A 17166-nucleotide genomic window follows, 5' to 3' on the forward strand; every position below is an offset into this window, starting at 1 on the left:
GAGTCTCTATGATTAAGTGATCACACTATTGAAGACAAACGTAGCCTGAAACACTGAACTGATTGTGCACTGGTTTATCTGCATTTTGTGGGCACATATTAATGCTACCAAACGCAGTTAATTTGCCTGTCGCACCATCAAATGCACCGTTTACACCTTGTAAATCGGTCACTTGTTCAATAACAGTAAAACCGCATGGGGTAGGTAGTTTAGTTGTTTCATCTAAAATGAGCTGGCCGTTTTGATCTTTAGCAAACTCTGTCACACCAGTTACGTAAGCTTTGTCGTTGTATGTGTATATATCACCTAAACCATCATTTAGATTTATTTGATGATTAAGAGTGATGGCAAAATTATCTTGGTTGACGATAGTACCGTAAATATCGCCAGAAGCTGACGCGACTAACTTACGTCTAAACCCTTTCACCTTATACAAGTTGAAAGACACTTCACCTTGTTGCTCGTGTTCGCTGATGTTTTTTGTTGAAATTTGACCTGAAACTTTGTGGTACTGACCGTTTGGGCACATGTTTGGGAAATTAAACGCGTGAGCCGAGCTTGCTGATGCTAACAAAGTTACTGCTAAGGTTAAATTTTTTAACATTGATTGATTCCTTTTAATGTAATTAATGCGTGTTGTAATAAACGCAACAATGTATTTGTTAACTAGCACTTATCCGCTTAGTCAACTTAGGCTACAATAACCCTTTTTAATTGCGAAGATAAGTCATGAGTTCACAAAAATTACTTTTAAACAAAATTCAAACCTCTCCTACCACTGTTGTTTTTTCTGAAGTTATTCAGGCAATTGAAGAAAATTATGATTTCGTTGAAACAGAATTTAATAATGGGGAAACCGTTAATTTAGCTGGGCAAAATAACGGTTCATGCAAAATTTTTGCATTCGCAAAATTAAATCAATTAACGCCTGAACAAACTTTACATTTGTTTGGTGACTACTACCGTAAAGATGTCTTAGAAAACCCACAAGGGACTGATCATCAAAATATCCGCAACTTTATTCAATTTGGTTGGGGTGGTATTCAATTTAAAGGTGAAGCCTTAACTGCAAAAGAAGCTTAATTTTTATGATGAAGTTTTTTGAGGGGTTGTTAAAGCCCTTTCCGCCAGAAGAGCCGACTACACCACCAAATACTTTATTTGCATTTTGCCGTCATTACAGCAAAGGGGTTGGTGGGTATTTAGTGTTAATGTCATTATTAACTGCCACACTTGCGATTATTGAAGCCTATTTAATGTCTTATTTGGGCCGTTTAGTTGATATGTTAGCCAACTCGACGCCTGAAACTTTCCTGCAGCAATACCAAGGCCAATTACTTTGGTTGAGCTTTTTGGTATTAATTGCCGCACCTGTGACTATTTGGCTGCATGCAACTGTGGTGCATCAAACTTTGCTTGGCAATTATCCTATGGGTATTCGCTGGCAAGCGCATAGATATTTATTGGGGCAAAGTATCTCGTTTTTTCAAAATGATTTTGCGGGTCGTATATCAACTAAAGTAATGCAAACCTCACTGGCTGTGCGCGAAAGTGTGATGAAACTGTTGGACGTATTTGTATATGTAACAGTTTATTTTGCCAGTATGTTGGTATTAATTGCCCAAGCCGATTGGCGATTAGCTTTACCTATGTTTGCATGGCTGGTGGTTTATATATTATTGCAAAGCTTTTTTATTCCACGTTTAAAACAAGCTTCTATGTTACAAGCTGATGCGCGCGCGGATATGACAGGGCGTATTGTTGATAGTTACACCAATATCAGCACAGTTAAGTTGTTTGCCCATACTAAACAAGAAGCGGATTATGCTAAATCTGGCATGAATGGCTTTTTAAAAACCGTATATGTACAAATGCGTTTAGCAACAGGCATGATCACTAGCGTGCAAGTGAGTAACTATTTGTTGTTATTTGCTGTTGCCTATTTGTCTATTTCACTTTGGTTAGATAGCTCTATTACCGTAGGTGCTATTGCTGTAGCTGTTAGTTTATCTTTGCGTTTAAACGGTATGTCACAATGGATTATGTGGGAAGTCAGCGCTTTGTTTGAAAACATAGGCACAGCCACTGACGGTATGCGCACTTTGTCGCAACCTCGTGATGTGCAAGATAAAGAGCAAGCGGCAGAACTAACTGTAAACCAAGGTTCAATTGAGTTTAATCAAGTTAACTTCTCTTATGGAAACGTTAAGGTTTTTGACAACTTAGATTTACATATTAAACCGGGTGAAAAAGTCGGTATTGTTGGCCGCTCTGGTGCCGGTAAATCTACCCTAGTTAATTTGTTATTGCGTTTTTACGATATAGACAGCGGCACAATTAAAATTGATGGCCAAGATGTATCAAGCATTCAGCAAGAAAGTTTACGTGCACAAATTGGTATGGTCACGCAAGACACTTCGTTATTACACCGTAGCGTTCGTGAAAATATTTTGTATGGTCGCAACAAGGCAACTGATGAGCAATTAATTGCAGCATCTAAACAAGCTGAAGCGCATGACTTTATTCAAAGCTTAACTGACCTACAAGGTCGTACTGGTTACGATGCTCAAGTGGGTGAGCGTGGTGTTAAATTAAGTGGTGGTCAGCGTCAGCGTATTGCCATTGCTCGTGTGTTATTAAAAGATGCACCTATACTTGTATTGGACGAAGCAACTTCTGCATTAGACTCTGAAGTAGAAGCTGCGATACAAGATAGTTTATACAAGCTAATGCAAGGTAAAACAGTTATTGCTATTGCACATAGACTTTCGACTATTGCTGCTATGGATAGATTAATTGTATTAGACGGCGGCAAAATTGCCGAGCAGGGTACACATAAAGAGCTGATTGCCAGTGGTGGCATTTATGCGCAATTGTGGGCGCATCAAACTGGTGGCTTTATTGCCAACGATTTATAGGCATATCAACTAATAAATAGAGGTGACTTATGAACAAGGACGAATGTAATCAATATTTATTATCTAAACCCGAAGCTGAATTAGATTATCCATTCGGCGCTGATGTTGCTGTTTATAAGGTAGCAGGCAAGATGTTTGCTACCTTGTCTTATGGCAAAATCCACCCAGATTTTCCGGCATGCGACAACATGAATTTGAAATGTGTACCTGAGCAAGCAGTTGAATTACGTGATGTATTTAACGCTGTTATCGCTGGTTATCATATGAACAAAAAGCATTGGAATAGCATTATTTTAGACGGAACAATTCCCGAAGGTGAAATGAAGCGCATGATGGATATGTCTTATGCTTTGGTTATTTCCGGTTTACCTAAAAGTAAGAAAAACTATTTTTATACTGCGTATCCTGATAATTTTGAGCTAAATTGATAGGGACTGTTGTTGCTTTAAGAAATATTTTACAGGGTGTTACTTCGATGGAAATTAAACACTATGCAAAGCCAATTGATTCCGTAAGTGGTATTTCATTTGACACATTGATGTTAGAAATTGCAATGGGTACAATTAGTACTATTTTCGCAATTATTGGCTTTAAGGTAGATCTTATAATCTTAGGTCTACCATGTGCTGTTGTGGCATTTATATGCTGGGGCGGAATATTTCAAGCTGTATATTATTTTATCAAGAGCAGATCCAGCGTTAAAGCAAAGTGAAATATATTCACTTTGCTGGGGGTAAATCTTTTCCAAAGTTAATCTTTCATTTCATCGACTGTTTCTTTGGTTTTTTCCCATAAATCAGAGCCTGTTTTTTTGCTCTTTTCCCAAAGTTCCGAACCAACTTCTTTACCATCTTCATAAACTTTTTTGCTAACATCGGCCGTTTCTTCGGCAATATCTGCACCTAATTCTTTGGTTTTTTCAGCCAATTCTTTTGAGGTGTCAGCAACAGTTTCTCGTTCATCTTCAGTATCAGACCAAATATCACTAACATATGTAGTGAAACTATCCCACCAACTTTCGTCGTCGCTAGCCAGTACAGGAGACGTAACTAATAAAGTGGTTAAACCAATAGCCATTAAAGACGAGTGTTTCATAAATCTTCTCCTAAAAATCTTTGTTTTCAGTATATAGCGTCAATTAGAGTTAGCTATAGCAAACTTGGTGTTTTGTGCGATATTTCCGCCAACACTATGTTCAACTGGTGAAATATCATTTGCAAAAAAGCGCTAACCTCTGTAACTTTTCACGTCAACGTTCGGTCATATATATCACACACAAAAGACTGATCCCGTGGTAAAAAGAGAGTTTTATGTTTAACAACAAAATTTCAAAATTAATTGCAGCCGTTGCTGTAATTGCGAGCACGGCAAGTATTTCATTCGCTGTTGAAAAAAACTACCCAGCTATTAATACAGCAGTGGCTAAACTTGGTTTACAAGTTCAAGATGTTGTTGATGTGCCATTAGCTGGAATGAAAGGTGTATTAACTGACAAAGGTTTGTTTTACGTGAGTGAAGACGGCTCTATGTTATTACACGGTACCTTGTTTAATTTAAAAGAAGGTATGAAGAACGAAAGTGAAGCCATTTTATCTAAAGTTCGTGTTAGCCAATTAGGTAAATTTGAAGCAGAATTAATCGAATACAAAGCGAAAAACGAAAAGTATGCAATTAATGTATTTACTGACATAACCTGTGGTTACTGCCGTAAACTTCACCAACAAATTGCTGAATACAATGATTTAGGCATTACTATTCGTTATCTAGCATTTCCTCGTGGTGGTGTAGCAAGTCAATCATACCGAGATATGGTCAGTGTTTGGTGCGCACAAGATCCCGCACAAGCAATGACGGACGCTAAAGTGAAAGGTCAAATTGTTGCCAAATCATGTGCCAACCCGGTTGTAGACCATTATAACTTTGGTGCACAAATTGGTGTTTCTGGTACACCAGCAATCATTTTGCAAGATGGCACCTTAGTGCCAGGGTATCGTCCACCTGAAGATATGTTGCAACTATTACAAGGCTCTTAATGAAAATAGTCAGACGTTCAACGCCTGATACCTCAGCTTTACCTGCAAGTTTACATCCTGTACTGCAACGCATATTAGCAAATAGAGAGATTTCAGCTGACGAGCTGGAACTCTCTTTGTCGCGTTTACACAAACCTAATTTAAAAGGTGTTGAACAAGCGGTTGCTGTTTTATATCAAGCAATTCAACAAAATTTATCTATATTTATTATCGGCGATTTTGATGCTGATGGTGCTACGAGTACTGCACTTAGCGTCTCGGCATTAAAGCAACTAGGTGCAACTAAAGTCGACTTTTTAGTGCCAAACAGGTTTGACTTTGGTTATGGATTGTCTGAACAAATTGTTGATATTGCGCATCAAATGGGCGCGCAAGTATTAATGACCGTTGATAATGGTATTTCCTGTGTTGCTGGGGTTAAACGTGCAAAAGATCTTGGCATGCAGGTGGTGGTAACTGATCACCATTTACCCGGTAATCAACTACCAAATGCAGACGCTATTGTTAACCCAAATCAAGACGACTGCCCATTTCCATCGAAAAATATCGCAGGTGTTGGCGTTGCGTTTTATTTGATGTTGGCACTACGCAGTTATATGCGTGAAGTTGGCTATTTCTCGCAACTGGCAATTAAAGAGCCTAATTTTGCTAACTTGTTAGATTTAGTTGCGCTTGGCACTGTTGCTGATGTAGTGCCGCTTGATGATGTTAATCGTATTTTGGTACAGCAAGGTATTAATCGGATTAAAAAAGGCTTCGCACGCCCAGGTATCAAAGCATTATTAGATATTGCCAACCGAGACTTTAAACAACTTGTTTCTAGTGATTTTGGATTCGCAATCGGCCCAAGGCTCAATGCTGCAGGACGTTTAGATGATATGACTTTGGGGATCAGCTGCTTGTTAGCTGACGATTATACCCAAGCCATGCATATTGCCAGCCGGTTAGATGAACTCAACCAAGAGCGTCGAGCAATTGAATCTAGCATGCAAGTCGAAGCAATTAATACCTTAAGTAAAATTAAGTTAGATGAACTGCCTTATGGGATTTGTTTATATCAAGACGATTGGCATCAAGGTGTTATTGGAATTCTTGCAGGGCGGATAAAAGAGCGTTATCACAGGCCTGTAATCATTTTTGCTGAAGACAATGATGATGTTTTAAAAGGCTCCTGTCGCTCAATTCCGGGTTTGCATATTCGTGATGTATTAGAGCGAATGCATACTTTGCACCCAGACTTAATCATTAAGTTTGGTGGCCATGCAATGGCTGCAGGTTTGAGTATCAAAAAAGCCAATTTTGCACTGTTTAAGCAAATTTTCGATGACACAGTTAAATCTTTAGTTAATCAAGATATTTTAACCAATGTTTGTTTAACCGATGGCGCACTAGCTGACAATGAGCTTACTCTTGAGGTTGCGGAACTGTTACGAGCTGCCTTGCCTTGGGGACAATGTTTTGAACCACCCATTTTTGATGATGTATTTGTGATAGCACAAGAGCGATTGTTGCAAGATAAACATATTAAGTTTGTATTGCAGCATCAAAGTGGTTTAGCCGTCGATGCAATTTGGTTCAACTACAACCCAGAACATTGGACTGTCAACAGCCAGCAAAAAGTCCATTTAGCTTTTAGTTTAGATATAAATGAATTTAGAGGGCAAAGGAACATTCAACTTATGGTTAAAACGGCCAACTTAGTTGCTTAAAGTAAATTATCTTCACTTTAGTTCGAGATTTATTGCATAAAATTTAAAATTTATGCAATAAATCTCGCGCAATTTTGAAATATTGATATAAACTCTTGAATATATGCATTAATGAGTTGTAGTCAGGGATGAATTGCAGTGATTTAAAGTATCAGGAGAGCAATGAAGCTGGCCGCGACACTTAAAGAGGTTGTATGAAACAAAAAGCTACGTCATTTGACATCGCTTATAAAGCAGGCGTTTCGCAGTCAACTGTTTCTAGGGCATTACGCAATAGCCCTTTGGTAAACGAAGAAACCCGCAAAAAAGTCCAAGCTATTGCCAAAGAGCTAAACTACAAAGTAGACAAAAATGCCAGTAATTTGCGTTCCCAACATACTGGAACTTTAGCCTTATTATTGTTTGAAGATCCGACCATGGATGACTCGTTAATCAATCCATTTTTCTTATCTATGCTTGGTAGTATAACTCGGGCTGCTGCGAAAAAAGGCTACGATTTGCTAGTTTCGTTCCAACAACTCAGTGAAGACTGGCATGCAGATTACGAAGATGCGTCTAAAGCTGACGGTATTATCTTATTGGGTTACGGCGATTACACTGACTACGAAGAAAAACTGATTAAATTACACGAACAAGGCACACATTTTGTCCGTTATGGTGCTGTGGCTGAGGGCCAGCCGGGTGTTTCTTTTGGTTGCGACAACTTTCATGGTGGATATTTAGCGACCAAACACTTAATTGAATTAGGCCGGAAAAAGTTTGCGTTTTTAGGTGGTGCAGACGATTCATGCCCAGAATTTTGGTCGCGCTATCAAGGCCATTGCAAAGCGTTAGAAGAGGCTGGTTTGCCAATAAAACCTGAATGCCAGCGTAATGCAATTTCCACCGAGGAATCTGGCTTCAATGCTGCAAAAACACTTATGGCGTTAGATGTAGAGTTTGATGCTGTGATGGGCGCATCTGATATGATAGCAATAGGTGGTATGCGCGCTTTCCAAGAGCAAGGTCTAAAAGTGCCAGAGCAAGTTGCTGTAGTTGGCTTTGATGATATTCCAATTGCACATTTTACCAATCCGCCGTTAACCACCATTCAGCAAAACACTAAACTTGCTGGTGAAATGTTAGTTGAAGCCCTAGTTAACTTAATCCACGATATTGAAGTCAAAGCGAGTTTAACGCCGGCTAAACTGATAGTGCGCAAATCATGTGGATGCTCCTAAAGTTGTGAGTGAGACGAGTCAAAACAACTACGATGAATATTGGATGATGCGAGCATTAGAGCTCGCAGACCAAGCCAAAAGCATCAATGAAATACCTGTTGGTGCCGTTGTCGTAAAAGACAATCAATTGATAGCCTCTGGTTTCAACCAGTCCATTTTAGCCAATGATCCTTCCGCACATGCAGAAATGTTGGCTATTCGCCAAGCAGGCAAGGTATTGAATAACTATCGACTGATAGGTTGCAAACTCTATGTAACCTTAGAACCTTGCCCTATGTGTGCTGGTTTATTGGTGCATAGTCGGCTCGATGAAATTATTTTTGGTGCATCAGATCTTAAAACCGGTGCTTGTGGATCAGTTATGAACTTAGCGCAGCATGAAAAGCTTAATCATCAATTAAACATTCGTGGTGGTGTATTAGCTGAATTATGTGGTAATAAATTGTCGGACTTTTTTAGACAGCGCCGTGCAGAAATTAAAAAACAGAAACAGTTAAAGCGTAAATTAGACTTGGGTAGTTAATTTAAATTTGTTGCTAGTGGGTATGTTTAAGTAAGCTGGAGAGGTGAGAGGTTGGAAGAGACTAAGTTAAAAACTAGTTTCTTCCATATGCATAGAGGCAAAGCTTTTACGACGAGAAAGCACCTTGGTATGTGTTTTCTTTAATAAAGTTTTACGTCGGCTAGACGTTGATAATTTTCTTTTCTTCATCATTTTTCCTATTTATCCAGTTTTCTGGTTATCTATTTTCATTTTTAAATCCCGTCCATTGAAACAGAGCAAAATGACAGAAATATTAAAGTGGCTCCATCAATAATAAATCGTCAAATTTGCCCGGTCCTTTATACGCAACATCCGCTAATGTTTTAGCTTCTAGTTCGGCCATAAATGCGTTTGTTGCCGTAGCAAATACACCACGTAAGTTACACGAAGTACGGATTGGACATTCAGTACCTTCGCAATCTACAGCATACAATTCAGGCTCTATATTACGTACTACGTCGGCTATGGTTAATTTAGTGCTATCAACCGCCAAGGATATTCCCCCTTGTTTACCGCGCGATGATTCAATGTAACCAAGCTGAACCAGTTTTTGGCTGACTTTTTGTAAATGATTTAAATTCATATCAAAAAAGCTGGCCAATTGTCCTAATGACATTTTGAAACCTGCCGGTTTTTCTGCTAAAAAAATGAGCGTTCGTAAAGCATAATCAGTAAAACGGGTTAGTTGCATATACTTAAGTTACTGTTATTAATCTTTTATGACAGCCTACCACAGCTATTTTTTAATCTAAATCATTAAAATATCTTTCTACCCAAAGCTTAGTTGCACCGCACACGGCTGCAGGCATAATAATTAAATTAACCAGTGGCAACATTGACAATAAGCTAACAAAACCACCAAAACTAAAAGTGGTTAATTTACTCTTACTTAAGGTTGAGCGCATACGGTGAAAATCAATTTGGTGATTATCAAAACAAAAATCGCAATACTGAATTGCCATCATCCAGGCAATAAATAAAAACCATATCAATTGGCCGACAACAGGAATAAACAAAAACAGAATAAAAAAGCCAATGGCTCTTGGGATAAAATAAAGCTGTTTAGTCCATTCACGTTTAAGTGTGCGTGAAATTTCGCTGCTTAACTTAAATTGGCTCGGCGCTTGACTAGCAATGTGTGGATTTAACTTTTCTTCCACTTTTGCAGCTAATAGCCCATGAAATGGTGCTGCAATAAAATTGGCTATGGCGGTAAATAAAAAGATAAATAGCGCGAAAAAGCATATAAGCATAAAAGGAATAACTAAAAAGTTTAACCAAGAAAGCCAATCGGGCACCAAGTCGACAACAAATTGGTTGATTTTATCTATTTGTTGCCACATCCAATAAAAGGCGCCGCCGAACAAAAATAAATTTAGCAAAATTGGTAAGTAGACAAATCGTCGAATACCTTTTTGATTAATCAGCCTAAATCCATCAATTAGTGCACTAAATCCTAAACTCATATTTTTATTAAACCTTAAATGATAAAAATTTGTTTCTGTCTACAGCTTTTGATATGTTGCAGCCCTTAACTTTTCAACCTGTTTTGTCCAAATAAGCCGTACATGAGACTTAAACAAATAAAACTTGCGGGTTTTAAGTCATTTGTTGACCCAACAACTGTGCCATTTCCAGCGCAGATGTCGGCTATTGTAGGGCCAAACGGTTGTGGCAAGTCAAATATTATCGATGCAGTACGCTGGGTATTAGGTGAAAGCTCAGCGAAAAACCTGCGCGGCGATAATATGACTGATGTAATCTTCAATGGTTCCAGTGCTCGTAAACCTGTTTCACAAGCTAGCATAGAATTAGTATTTGATAATAGTGAAGGGCGTTTACAAGGCGAATATGCCAAATACAACGAAATATCAGTAAAACGCACAGTTAACCGCGATCCAACCGCAGCTTATTTTTTAAATGGCACTAAGTGCCGTAAAAAAGACATTACTGATTTATTTTTAGGAACTGGTTTAGGCCCAAGATCATATGCCATTATTGAACAAGGCATGATCTCAAGGTTAATTGAATCAAAACCGCAAGATTTACGTTTATTTATTGAAGAAGCCGCTGGTATTTCGAAATATAAAGAAAGGCGGCGCGAAACCGAAACGCGTATTCGCCATACCCGCGATAATTTAGAGCGCTTAGAAGACGTATTATCTGAACTACAAGCGCAATTAGAAAAACTACAAAGACAAGCAAGCGCCGCTAAACGTTACAAAGAACTCAAAGCGAAAGAGCGCAAACTCAAAGCAGAACTCGCCGTCCTAAAATGGATGCGTTTAAACGGCCAAGCTGATGTACTGCAACAAGATATTCAGCAAAAACAATTAGAATTAGAGTCTTTAACTTCAGAGCAGCGTGGTGATGAAGCCCAACTAATTGAACTTAAACAGTCGCAATTTATGTTTAGGCAAAAGCTTGAACATATTACCAATGATATATTTAAAACTGCACAAACTATCAGTAAAAATGAACAAAGTATTGTGCATCTGAAAGAGAAAAAGCAACACTTCGAATTAGAAAAGCGCCAGTTGCAAGATGACATTATTCGCATTGAAGAGCGCATTGAACAAGAGCAAGAAGATGTTGCAAACCACACCTTTACTATCAGTGAGCTTGAACCCGAGCTAGAAATGCTGATTGAACAAATGTTTGAAGCCGAATTAGATCTAGAAGAAAAAAACACGAAATATGAAAGTTTTTCTAACCAATGGGCTGAAAAATCTAAAGCTTATTTTAAGCTTGAAAGTGAAATAGCTGCAAAAAAATCGCAGAGTGACACTATTAGGCATATAATTAGCACTTCATTGCAGCGTTTGCAGCAATTAGAGCAAGCACTTGCAGAATTAACTCAACCGCAAGATATTAACCTTGAACAAATTACCGAAGCAGCGCATATCACGGAAAGTCGCCTCGAAACGCTACAGGAACAGAATACACAGACGCAAGATCAATTACAGATTGATCGTCAGCAATGTAAGTTTGTTGAATCCACAATCAGTCAGTGCAATCAAAGCATCAACCAAATTAGAGGAAGAATTGCCTCTTTAGAAACCTTAATTAATCACCAAAACAAGATTAATAACCAACAAGTTGAAAACTGGTTAAAACAAACCGGGCTGGCTGAAAAAGCATCTGAACTTAGCTCCAAAATAAAAGTTAACTCAGGTTGGGAAAAAGCGGTTGAATTGGTGATGAGCCAATGGCAAAAAGCTTTGTTTATTGACGCAAGTTTGCCAGAAATGACAAATGAATATCCCGCTGGTTTTATGCTTACAAGCTCAAAGCTGGGTTACCCGATTGATACAGGTGAATTTAAACGCTCGCTGGCAAGTCAAGTCACCGCACCCGATTTCGTTTTAAATATTTTGGCTAAGGTTAAAATTGACGGAAGCGAACCCAATGCAAATCAATCTGTAATTAACCAACAAGGCGATTGGCGTGGTTTGGGTTGGCAATTTAGATTTGACGATAACAAACAAAGTGTTTTTGAATTAGATAACCAACTGCAAGAATGTAATCAAGAGCTAGAGCTTAAACAATTAGAACTTGAAGAAGCACAAACTTTACTTGAACAGAACGAGAGTAAAATTCATCAGACCCAAGCAAAACTCCAAGGTGAACAAAATACAATCGCTGAACTCAAACAAGAGTTGCATCAATACTCAGTTGAATTAAAACAAGCAGAGTCTCAACTCGCTTTTTATCAACAACAGCAAGTTAAGCTAGAAAACGAGCAGCAATCACTTGCAGAACAAGTTGAAGTAGAGCAATTGCGCTTAGAAGATGTATTGATGGAAATTGAAGAGTTAACCGATAATCTTCAAGACAACCAAAGCGCCAATGCCCACGCTGAGCAACAAAAACATCAGCTACAACAAGCATTGGCCGATGCACGCAGTAAAAAAGACAGCTTAAATAATCAAAAACATCAATTACAATTAAAACTAGAACAAGCAAAAAGTGCCGAGCAAAACGGCAAACAAATGCTTGCGAGCAGTCAAACAGCGCTTGCACAAGTAAAACTAAAACTAGAATTAATTCAAGAACAAGCCCTAGAAAGTTCAGATCCAATTGAAGAAATGGCTGCTGAATTACAGATGTTGTTAGAAGAAAAAGCGCAGCAAACTGAGTTAAAACAACAAACACAAATAGAGCTAGATGAAGTAGAAGCCAAACTCGCGGATTTGGAAAAAGGCCAGCATGGCATTATGGATAAAGCCAATAAGCTTAAAGAAGATATTGGCCAACTTAAAATAGAGCAGGAAGGTTATCGTGTTCGTGCTAAATCCGTTCTCGAAGTTTTAGCCGACTTAGATGTGTCGTTTAAACAAGTATCCGAAGATATGCCGACTGAGGCAGCTGAAGCCGAATGGGAGAGCGATCTCGAAAAAACTACCACTTCCATAAATAGACTGGGCGCAATTAACTTAGCTGCAATTGAAGAGTATGAACATCAAGCTGAACGCAAAACCTACTTAGATGCACAACATCACGATCTAGTATCCGCGTTAGAAACTTTAGAAGATGCCATTCGTAAAATTGATCGCGAAACTAAGTCTCGTTTTCGCGATACTTTTGAAAACGTCAATGCTGATTTAAAAATGTTATTTCCTAAAGTTTTTGGTGGTGGTGCTGCTTGGCTTGAATTAACCGATGATGATTTACTCGATACAGGTGTTACCATAATGGCTAGGCCACCAGGTAAACGAAATAGCACAATTCATCTATTATCCGGTGGCGAAAAAGCGCTAACCGCTTTATCATTGGTGTTTGCAATATTTAGGCTAAATCCAGCGCCGTTTTGTATGTTGGATGAGGTTGATGCACCATTAGACGATGCAAACGTAGGGCGTTTTTGTCGTTTAGTTGAAGAAATGTCTTCGACAGTACAGTTTATCTATATTTCGCATAATAAAATCGCGATGGAAATGGCGTCCCATTTAGTGGGCGTGACCATGCAAGAGCCTGGTGTCTCAAGAATGGTCGCGGTAGACATTGAAAAAGCGATAGAATTGGCAGAATTACAATAATATTACGGGTTTATAATGGAATCAGAATTAAGAATCGTACTGATAGTTTTAGGTATTTTGGCTATTGTTGCTTTAATTGTGCATGGCTTATATACAACTAGAAAAAACAAACAAATCCGCAGTGAACAATATGCGCCTCACAAACATGGCTCAAACAGCGATACTAGTGAGCTAGAGCAGCAAACGGATGATGCATTTGATGACGGTATAGTATCACCGGCACGTGTCGTTTCATCACCTAAACCACAGCAAGATATTGAAGCTAATTTTCAGCCAGAGCCTGTACAAACAAAAGTAAAGCCTGCCCAAGAAAAGGTAGCAGAAAAACCAGCACCTAAATCTTTTAGTGAAAAGTTACAAAGCATTCGTACGGTTGAAAAGCCAAAAGCCAGACCAGAGCGCATTGAGCCTGATTTGTCAGGTGAGCAATTGCAGATGTCTTTACCTGAAACTGAAGATGATCACCATGACTTTGGTGACGATTTGTTTGATCAAATAAGTGCGCGCGAAACTGCAGAGTCGGGTGAACAAGTTCAAACCCAAGCAACTACAACTGCAAAAACTGCTGCTGAAGACCAACCAACCAAAGAAGCACAACCGGAAGAAGTTTTAATATTAAACGTAGTTGCACCAGAAGGCCAAAGCATGTCTGGCGCTGTGTTATTACCAAGTTTGTTAACGCTAGGATTTAAATTTGGCGAATTTAATATCTTCCATCGCCATGAAGAAGCGTCAGGTACAGGTGAGGTGTTATTCAGCCTTGCCAATATGTTTAACCCTGGCACTTTTGATATTGACAATATCGAACAATTCACCACCCAAGGTGTTAGTTTATTTTTAAGCTTGCCGGTAAAAGGCGATGCACAACAAGCCTTTAATATGATGCACAACGCCGCGAAAAAAATTGCCGCTGAGTTTTCAGGCCAAGTATTAGATGGACAACGCAGCGTGTTAACTCGCCAAACAGTGCAACATTATGTCGAACGTATTCGTGAGTTTGAAAGAAGGCAATTATTGAAGTCTTAAAATTTCCCTAAGGGTATTGTAATTCGTTTGGCTGATTGATCATGTTACACTCAGTACAAGTACCAAGTAGGGTGAGGTTATAAATGTCACTAGCAAAAAATGTTGATTTGTTAACTGTAGCTGAATACCTTGAAGGAGAATCAGCTGCGGACGTAAAACATGAGCTGATTGAAGGGCATGTTTATGCAATGGCTGGAGCTAGTGTCAGTCATGAGCGTATTTGTCAGAACATCGCAAGAAAATTGGGCAATCATTTAGATGGCTCTCCTTGTGAGCCTTTTGGCTCTGATATGAAAGTGCGCGTTCGAGATAATTTTTATTACCCTGACGTAATGGTTGATTGCAATTTTGATGAGTCACAACCTTATTTTACACAAACACCAGTTATTATCGTCGAGGTGATTTCACGTTCGACGCGTAAAATGGATGAAAAAATAAAACTGGTAGATTATTTGAATATAGACACTTTGCAAGAATATGTTGTAGTTGAGCAAGATGTCGCGGATGTGTGTGTATATCGTAAAAGTGATGATTGGCGTTCAACCCATTACTTTTTAGGTGAAAGCATTTATTTTGAATCTATTGACTTTACCATTGAAGTTGCTGAGATTTATCGTCGCGTGCAAAACGAAGATGTAACAGCTTATCTGGAATCTTTAGCAGATAACGCTAACGAGCAATAATTGTATTTAAAACTAACGCAGCTTCTAAAGCTGCGTTAATTCTGCCCATAAATCCCATACGTATTTCTGGTCTTGTTCTTCTAGTTCACCCGCTTCAATTGCTTTGTTGAGTGATGCTTCAGTTGCTTGGTTAATTTGATCAATTTCAAATTTGCCGTCCATTTCTAAATAACCAGCAGAGAGCATAATGTGGCCGCGCAAATAACCAATTACGAATAACATGTCATCGCTACACGTTTCGTTAAGTTGGTCTAATTTGCTTTCAATTTTGTCTAAATAAGCTTGAGCGTCAGCCATAGTTATTCCATAAAGTTAGTTATTGGATACAAGACAGTGTCTTTGTAACCTGTGGTAATTTTTATTAAACCAGACAGCTGTTTGCCAAGTTCAATAGATAAATTGTCGATAATCAGTGGACGGTGGTTAAGTGTATTGATCTTATTTTTAGTCGCAACCACTAAAATATTGTTTTTGCCTATCTTAGTTATAACTTCTGTGGTTAGTTGTTGGTTGCCACGGCCAAATAAATGCCCTTGACCACCAATGGGTGTGATAACCAATTTGCACTCTTTGTATTCTTGTAACAGCTCTAGTATTTGTTTGGCGTTTAAATCAGCTTGTATTAGTTCATGGTTTACCACAGCATCAACACCAAGTAATGTACCCTCTATACCGAGTTCAGCTAATATACCTTGTGTGGTGCTGCCTGAACCAAATAAATACAGCACGTCATCTTCCATATTGGCTTCTATATCAGCGGCTATGTCGGCTATCACCAATTCATCAACTTCTTTACCACCTTGTTTAACCGCTTGAATGTAACGCAAGTCGTGAGGAATTCTAAGTTCACCATAACGTTTAGCTTTAACTTGTCCTTGCCTAAATAAACTTTCGTCAATGTCCATTACATCAGCTTCAACAAAGGTCATCATATTGCCGTTTACTAGGTCAGCAACCAATTTTCCTGCGGCACTAGGCGTGACAGAATAAACACCTGAATGAATTTTGCAGCCTGCAGGTATTCCTATTACAGGAACGCGGTTTTCATCTTCACCTACATTATCTATAAGTGCTTGACAGATATTGCGAGCAGTTCCGTCTCCCCCTGCAAATAAGATGAGATCAACACCGACTTGAGCTATTTTTATTGCAGCGTTAATTGTATCGTCAGCAGTGGATTGGACATGGTAGTTATAGTCAACTCTATAGTTGAAGCCTAGCTGTTTACACACGTCTTCGCCCATTAAACCGTTACAGGTAACGAATTTAAGCTGATTTTTAAACGGGATTAACGCTTCTAACGCTTGTTTGGTTTTGTCTTGTGCGAACGACTGAAAACCCATAGATTCTGCTTGTTTCTGTATTTCTATACCATCGCTGCCTTTAAATCCTGCTGCACCGCCTATCCCTGCAACAGGGTTAATAATTAAGCCTATTGTTAATTGATTGAGTGTAAGCTTAGTCATGCGCAACAAATTTCTCCAAACAAAAAGGATTGTGAATTTGGTAGAACTGGCTGAGGGATAGGGCGAAAGTATTAAGTCGCTCTGGCATACCTTGAGTTAAGTAGCTTTCTACTTGTTGTCGAATTTTGCTTCTAAACTCATGTCGGTCTGGTTGATAACTGCCGTTTAAATTGTCGCAGCTTACTTTAAAGTTAAAACCAGCGGCAACCGATAAAATCCATTCTATTGCTTGAGGTTTAATCTCAACTTGTTCAAATGCTTTTTGTTGCTGCTCGTTACGGCCATCTGGATTATACCAATAACCATAATCAACTTGTTTTCGACGTTCGCTGCCTGCCAAGCACCAATGTGCGATTTCGTGTAATGCACTGGCGTAATAGCCATGGGCAAAAACGACTTGCGCTGGGGTGTTAGCTGTAGCTGGGTAATAAATGGGTTCGTCGTCACCTTTTACCAGTTCAGTGTTGTAGCTTGGTAAAAAGGTTTGATTAAATAATTGAATAATGTCTTGAATGTCGTGCATCAAAA

At 38.8% G+C, this 17166-nt stretch carries 17 protein-coding genes; 10 read left to right on the top strand and 7 right to left on the bottom strand.

Annotated elements, in window-relative coordinates:
* Positions 1 to 25: 25 nt before the first annotated feature.
* Positions 26 to 604, bottom strand: a complete 579-nt coding sequence (locus WSC_RS0110600; RefSeq protein WP_016955899.1) for a hypothetical protein — start codon at positions 602 to 604, stop codon at positions 26 to 28.
* Positions 605 to 729: 125 nt separating this feature from the next.
* Here WSC_RS0110600 and WSC_RS0110605 point away from each other — a divergent pair, with 125 nt between their 5' ends.
* Genes WSC_RS0110605 through WSC_RS0110615 form a run of 3 tightly spaced genes read left to right on the top strand, consistent with a single transcriptional unit; the run spans position 730 to position 3346 of the window.
* Positions 730 to 1083 (top strand): HopJ type III effector protein, encoded by a 354-nt coding sequence (locus WSC_RS0110605; RefSeq protein ID WP_016955900.1) that lies wholly within the window; start codon positions 730 to 732, stop codon positions 1081 to 1083.
* Positions 1084 to 1088: 5 nt separating this feature from the next.
* Positions 1089 to 2918 (top strand): ABC transporter ATP-binding protein, encoded by a 1830-nt coding sequence (locus WSC_RS0110610; RefSeq protein ID WP_026016795.1) that lies wholly within the window; start codon positions 1089 to 1091, stop codon positions 2916 to 2918.
* A 29-nt stretch (positions 2919 to 2947) separates the two neighbouring features.
* On the top strand, positions 2948 to 3346 hold the full coding sequence (locus tag WSC_RS0110615) for an MmcQ/YjbR family DNA-binding protein (protein WP_016955902.1): 399 nt from the start codon (positions 2948 to 2950) through the stop codon (positions 3344 to 3346).
* Between the two features lie 322 nt (positions 3347 to 3668).
* Here WSC_RS0110615 and WSC_RS0110625 read toward each other — a convergent pair whose 3' ends face one another.
* A complete protein-coding gene (locus WSC_RS0110625; protein ID WP_016955904.1) occupies positions 3669 to 4013 on the bottom strand; it encodes a hypothetical protein in 345 nt (114 codons plus the stop codon).
* A 215-nt stretch (positions 4014 to 4228) separates the two neighbouring features.
* On the opposite strand from WSC_RS0110625, the gene dsbC reads away from it, so the two are divergent.
* The 4 genes from dsbC to tadA all read left to right on the top strand — a co-directional run bounded on the left by dsbC (position 4229) and on the right by tadA (position 8403).
* Positions 4229 to 4951, top strand: coding sequence for a bifunctional protein-disulfide isomerase/oxidoreductase DsbC (dsbC, locus tag WSC_RS0110630; protein ID WP_016955905.1), 723 nt, complete (start codon positions 4229 to 4231; stop codon positions 4949 to 4951).
* Positions 4951 to 6660 carry a single-stranded-DNA-specific exonuclease RecJ gene (recJ, locus tag WSC_RS0110635; RefSeq protein WP_016955906.1) on the top strand — a complete coding sequence of 570 codons (1710 nt, stop codon included), beginning with the start codon at positions 4951 to 4953 and terminating at the stop codon, positions 6658 to 6660. The genes dsbC and recJ overlap by 1 nt, the downstream gene beginning before the upstream one ends.
* Positions 6661 to 6854: 194 nt before the next feature.
* Entirely contained in the window at positions 6855 to 7880 is a 1026-nt protein-coding gene (locus tag WSC_RS0110640) for a LacI family DNA-binding transcriptional regulator (protein ID WP_016955907.1), read from the top strand.
* Positions 7867 to 8403 carry a tRNA adenosine(34) deaminase TadA gene (gene tadA / locus WSC_RS0110645; RefSeq protein ID WP_016955908.1) on the top strand — a complete coding sequence of 179 codons (537 nt, stop codon included), beginning with the start codon at positions 7867 to 7869 and terminating at the stop codon, positions 8401 to 8403. Before WSC_RS0110640 ends, tadA begins: the two co-directional genes overlap by 14 nt.
* A gap of 274 nt (positions 8404 to 8677) precedes the next feature.
* Here tadA and WSC_RS0110650 read toward each other — a convergent pair whose 3' ends face one another.
* Together WSC_RS0110650 and cysZ are read right to left on the bottom strand one after the other, a co-directional pair.
* Entirely contained in the window at positions 8678 to 9115 is a 438-nt protein-coding gene (locus WSC_RS0110650) for an RrF2 family transcriptional regulator (RefSeq protein ID WP_016955909.1), read from the bottom strand.
* Between the two features lie 52 nt (positions 9116 to 9167).
* A complete protein-coding gene (gene cysZ, locus WSC_RS0110655) occupies positions 9168 to 9890 on the bottom strand; it encodes a sulfate transporter CysZ (protein WP_016955910.1) in 723 nt (240 codons plus the stop codon).
* A gap of 102 nt (positions 9891 to 9992) precedes the next feature.
* On the opposite strand from cysZ, the gene WSC_RS0110660 reads away from it, so the two are divergent.
* The 3 genes from WSC_RS0110660 to WSC_RS0110670 all read left to right on the top strand — a co-directional run bounded on the left by WSC_RS0110660 (position 9993) and on the right by WSC_RS0110670 (position 15172).
* Positions 9993 to 13463 carry an AAA family ATPase gene (locus WSC_RS0110660; protein WP_016955911.1) on the top strand — a complete coding sequence of 1157 codons (3471 nt, stop codon included), beginning with the start codon at positions 9993 to 9995 and terminating at the stop codon, positions 13461 to 13463.
* Between the two features lie 15 nt (positions 13464 to 13478).
* Positions 13479 to 14489, top strand: a complete 1011-nt coding sequence (gene zipA, locus WSC_RS0110665) for a cell division protein ZipA (protein WP_016955912.1) — start codon at positions 13479 to 13481, stop codon at positions 14487 to 14489.
* A gap of 83 nt (positions 14490 to 14572) precedes the next feature.
* Positions 14573 to 15172 carry a Uma2 family endonuclease gene (locus WSC_RS0110670; RefSeq protein ID WP_016955913.1) on the top strand — a complete coding sequence of 200 codons (600 nt, stop codon included), beginning with the start codon at positions 14573 to 14575 and terminating at the stop codon, positions 15170 to 15172.
* Positions 15173 to 15196: 24 nt separating this feature from the next.
* On the opposite strand, the gene WSC_RS0110675 is transcribed toward WSC_RS0110670, so the two are convergent.
* Genes WSC_RS0110675 through WSC_RS0110685 form a run of 3 tightly spaced genes read right to left on the bottom strand, consistent with a single transcriptional unit; the run spans position 15197 to position 17161 of the window.
* Complete coding sequence (locus WSC_RS0110675) at positions 15197 to 15469, bottom strand: YfcL family protein (protein ID WP_016955914.1); 273 nt, start codon at positions 15467 to 15469, stop codon at positions 15197 to 15199.
* A 2-nt stretch (positions 15470 to 15471) separates the two neighbouring features.
* Positions 15472 to 16638 carry an ATP-NAD kinase family protein gene (locus WSC_RS0110680; RefSeq protein ID WP_016955915.1) on the bottom strand — a complete coding sequence of 389 codons (1167 nt, stop codon included), beginning with the start codon at positions 16636 to 16638 and terminating at the stop codon, positions 15472 to 15474.
* A complete protein-coding gene (locus tag WSC_RS0110685) occupies positions 16631 to 17161 on the bottom strand; it encodes an elongation factor P hydroxylase (protein ID WP_016955916.1) in 531 nt (176 codons plus the stop codon). Before WSC_RS0110685 ends, WSC_RS0110680 begins: the two co-directional genes overlap by 8 nt.
* Positions 17162 to 17166 lie beyond the last annotated feature (5 nt).

Origin of the sequence: Catenovulum agarivorans YM01 (genome assembly GCF_000281085.1) — a bacterium.
GTDB classification, from domain to species: domain Bacteria; phylum Pseudomonadota; class Gammaproteobacteria; order Enterobacterales; family Alteromonadaceae; genus Catenovulum; species Catenovulum agarivorans.

Coding starts and splice junctions, on each gene's coding strand:
- WSC_RS0110600 (WP_016955899.1), bottom strand. CDS start 604: ATGTTAAAAAATTTAACCTTAGCAGTAACTTTGTTAGCATCAGCAAGC.
- WSC_RS0110605 (WP_016955900.1), top strand. CDS start 730: ATGAGTTCACAAAAATTACTTTTAAACAAAATTCAAACCTCTCCTACC.
- WSC_RS0110610 (WP_026016795.1), top strand. CDS start 1,089: ATGATGAAGTTTTTTGAGGGGTTGTTAAAGCCCTTTCCGCCAGAAGAG.
- WSC_RS0110615 (WP_016955902.1), top strand. CDS start 2,948: ATGAACAAGGACGAATGTAATCAATATTTATTATCTAAACCCGAAGCT.
- WSC_RS0110625 (WP_016955904.1), bottom strand. CDS start 4,013: ATGAAACACTCGTCTTTAATGGCTATTGGTTTAACCACTTTATTAGTT.
- dsbC (WP_016955905.1), top strand. CDS start 4,229: ATGTTTAACAACAAAATTTCAAAATTAATTGCAGCCGTTGCTGTAATT.
- recJ (WP_016955906.1), top strand. CDS start 4,951: ATGAAAATAGTCAGACGTTCAACGCCTGATACCTCAGCTTTACCTGCA.
- WSC_RS0110640 (WP_016955907.1), top strand. CDS start 6,855: ATGAAACAAAAAGCTACGTCATTTGACATCGCTTATAAAGCAGGCGTT.
- WSC_RS0110650 (WP_016955909.1), bottom strand. CDS start 9,115: ATGCAACTAACCCGTTTTACTGATTATGCTTTACGAACGCTCATTTTT.
- cysZ (WP_016955910.1), bottom strand. CDS start 9,890: ATGAGTTTAGGATTTAGTGCACTAATTGATGGATTTAGGCTGATTAAT.
- WSC_RS0110660 (WP_016955911.1), top strand. CDS start 9,993: ATGAGACTTAAACAAATAAAACTTGCGGGTTTTAAGTCATTTGTTGAC.
- zipA (WP_016955912.1), top strand. CDS start 13,479: ATGGAATCAGAATTAAGAATCGTACTGATAGTTTTAGGTATTTTGGCT.
- WSC_RS0110670 (WP_016955913.1), top strand. CDS start 14,573: ATGTCACTAGCAAAAAATGTTGATTTGTTAACTGTAGCTGAATACCTT.
- WSC_RS0110675 (WP_016955914.1), bottom strand. CDS start 15,469: ATGGCTGACGCTCAAGCTTATTTAGACAAAATTGAAAGCAAATTAGAC.
- WSC_RS0110680 (WP_016955915.1), bottom strand. CDS start 16,638: ATGACTAAGCTTACACTCAATCAATTAACAATAGGCTTAATTATTAAC.
- WSC_RS0110685 (WP_016955916.1), bottom strand. CDS start 17,161: ATGCACGACATTCAAGACATTATTCAATTATTTAATCAAACCTTTTTA.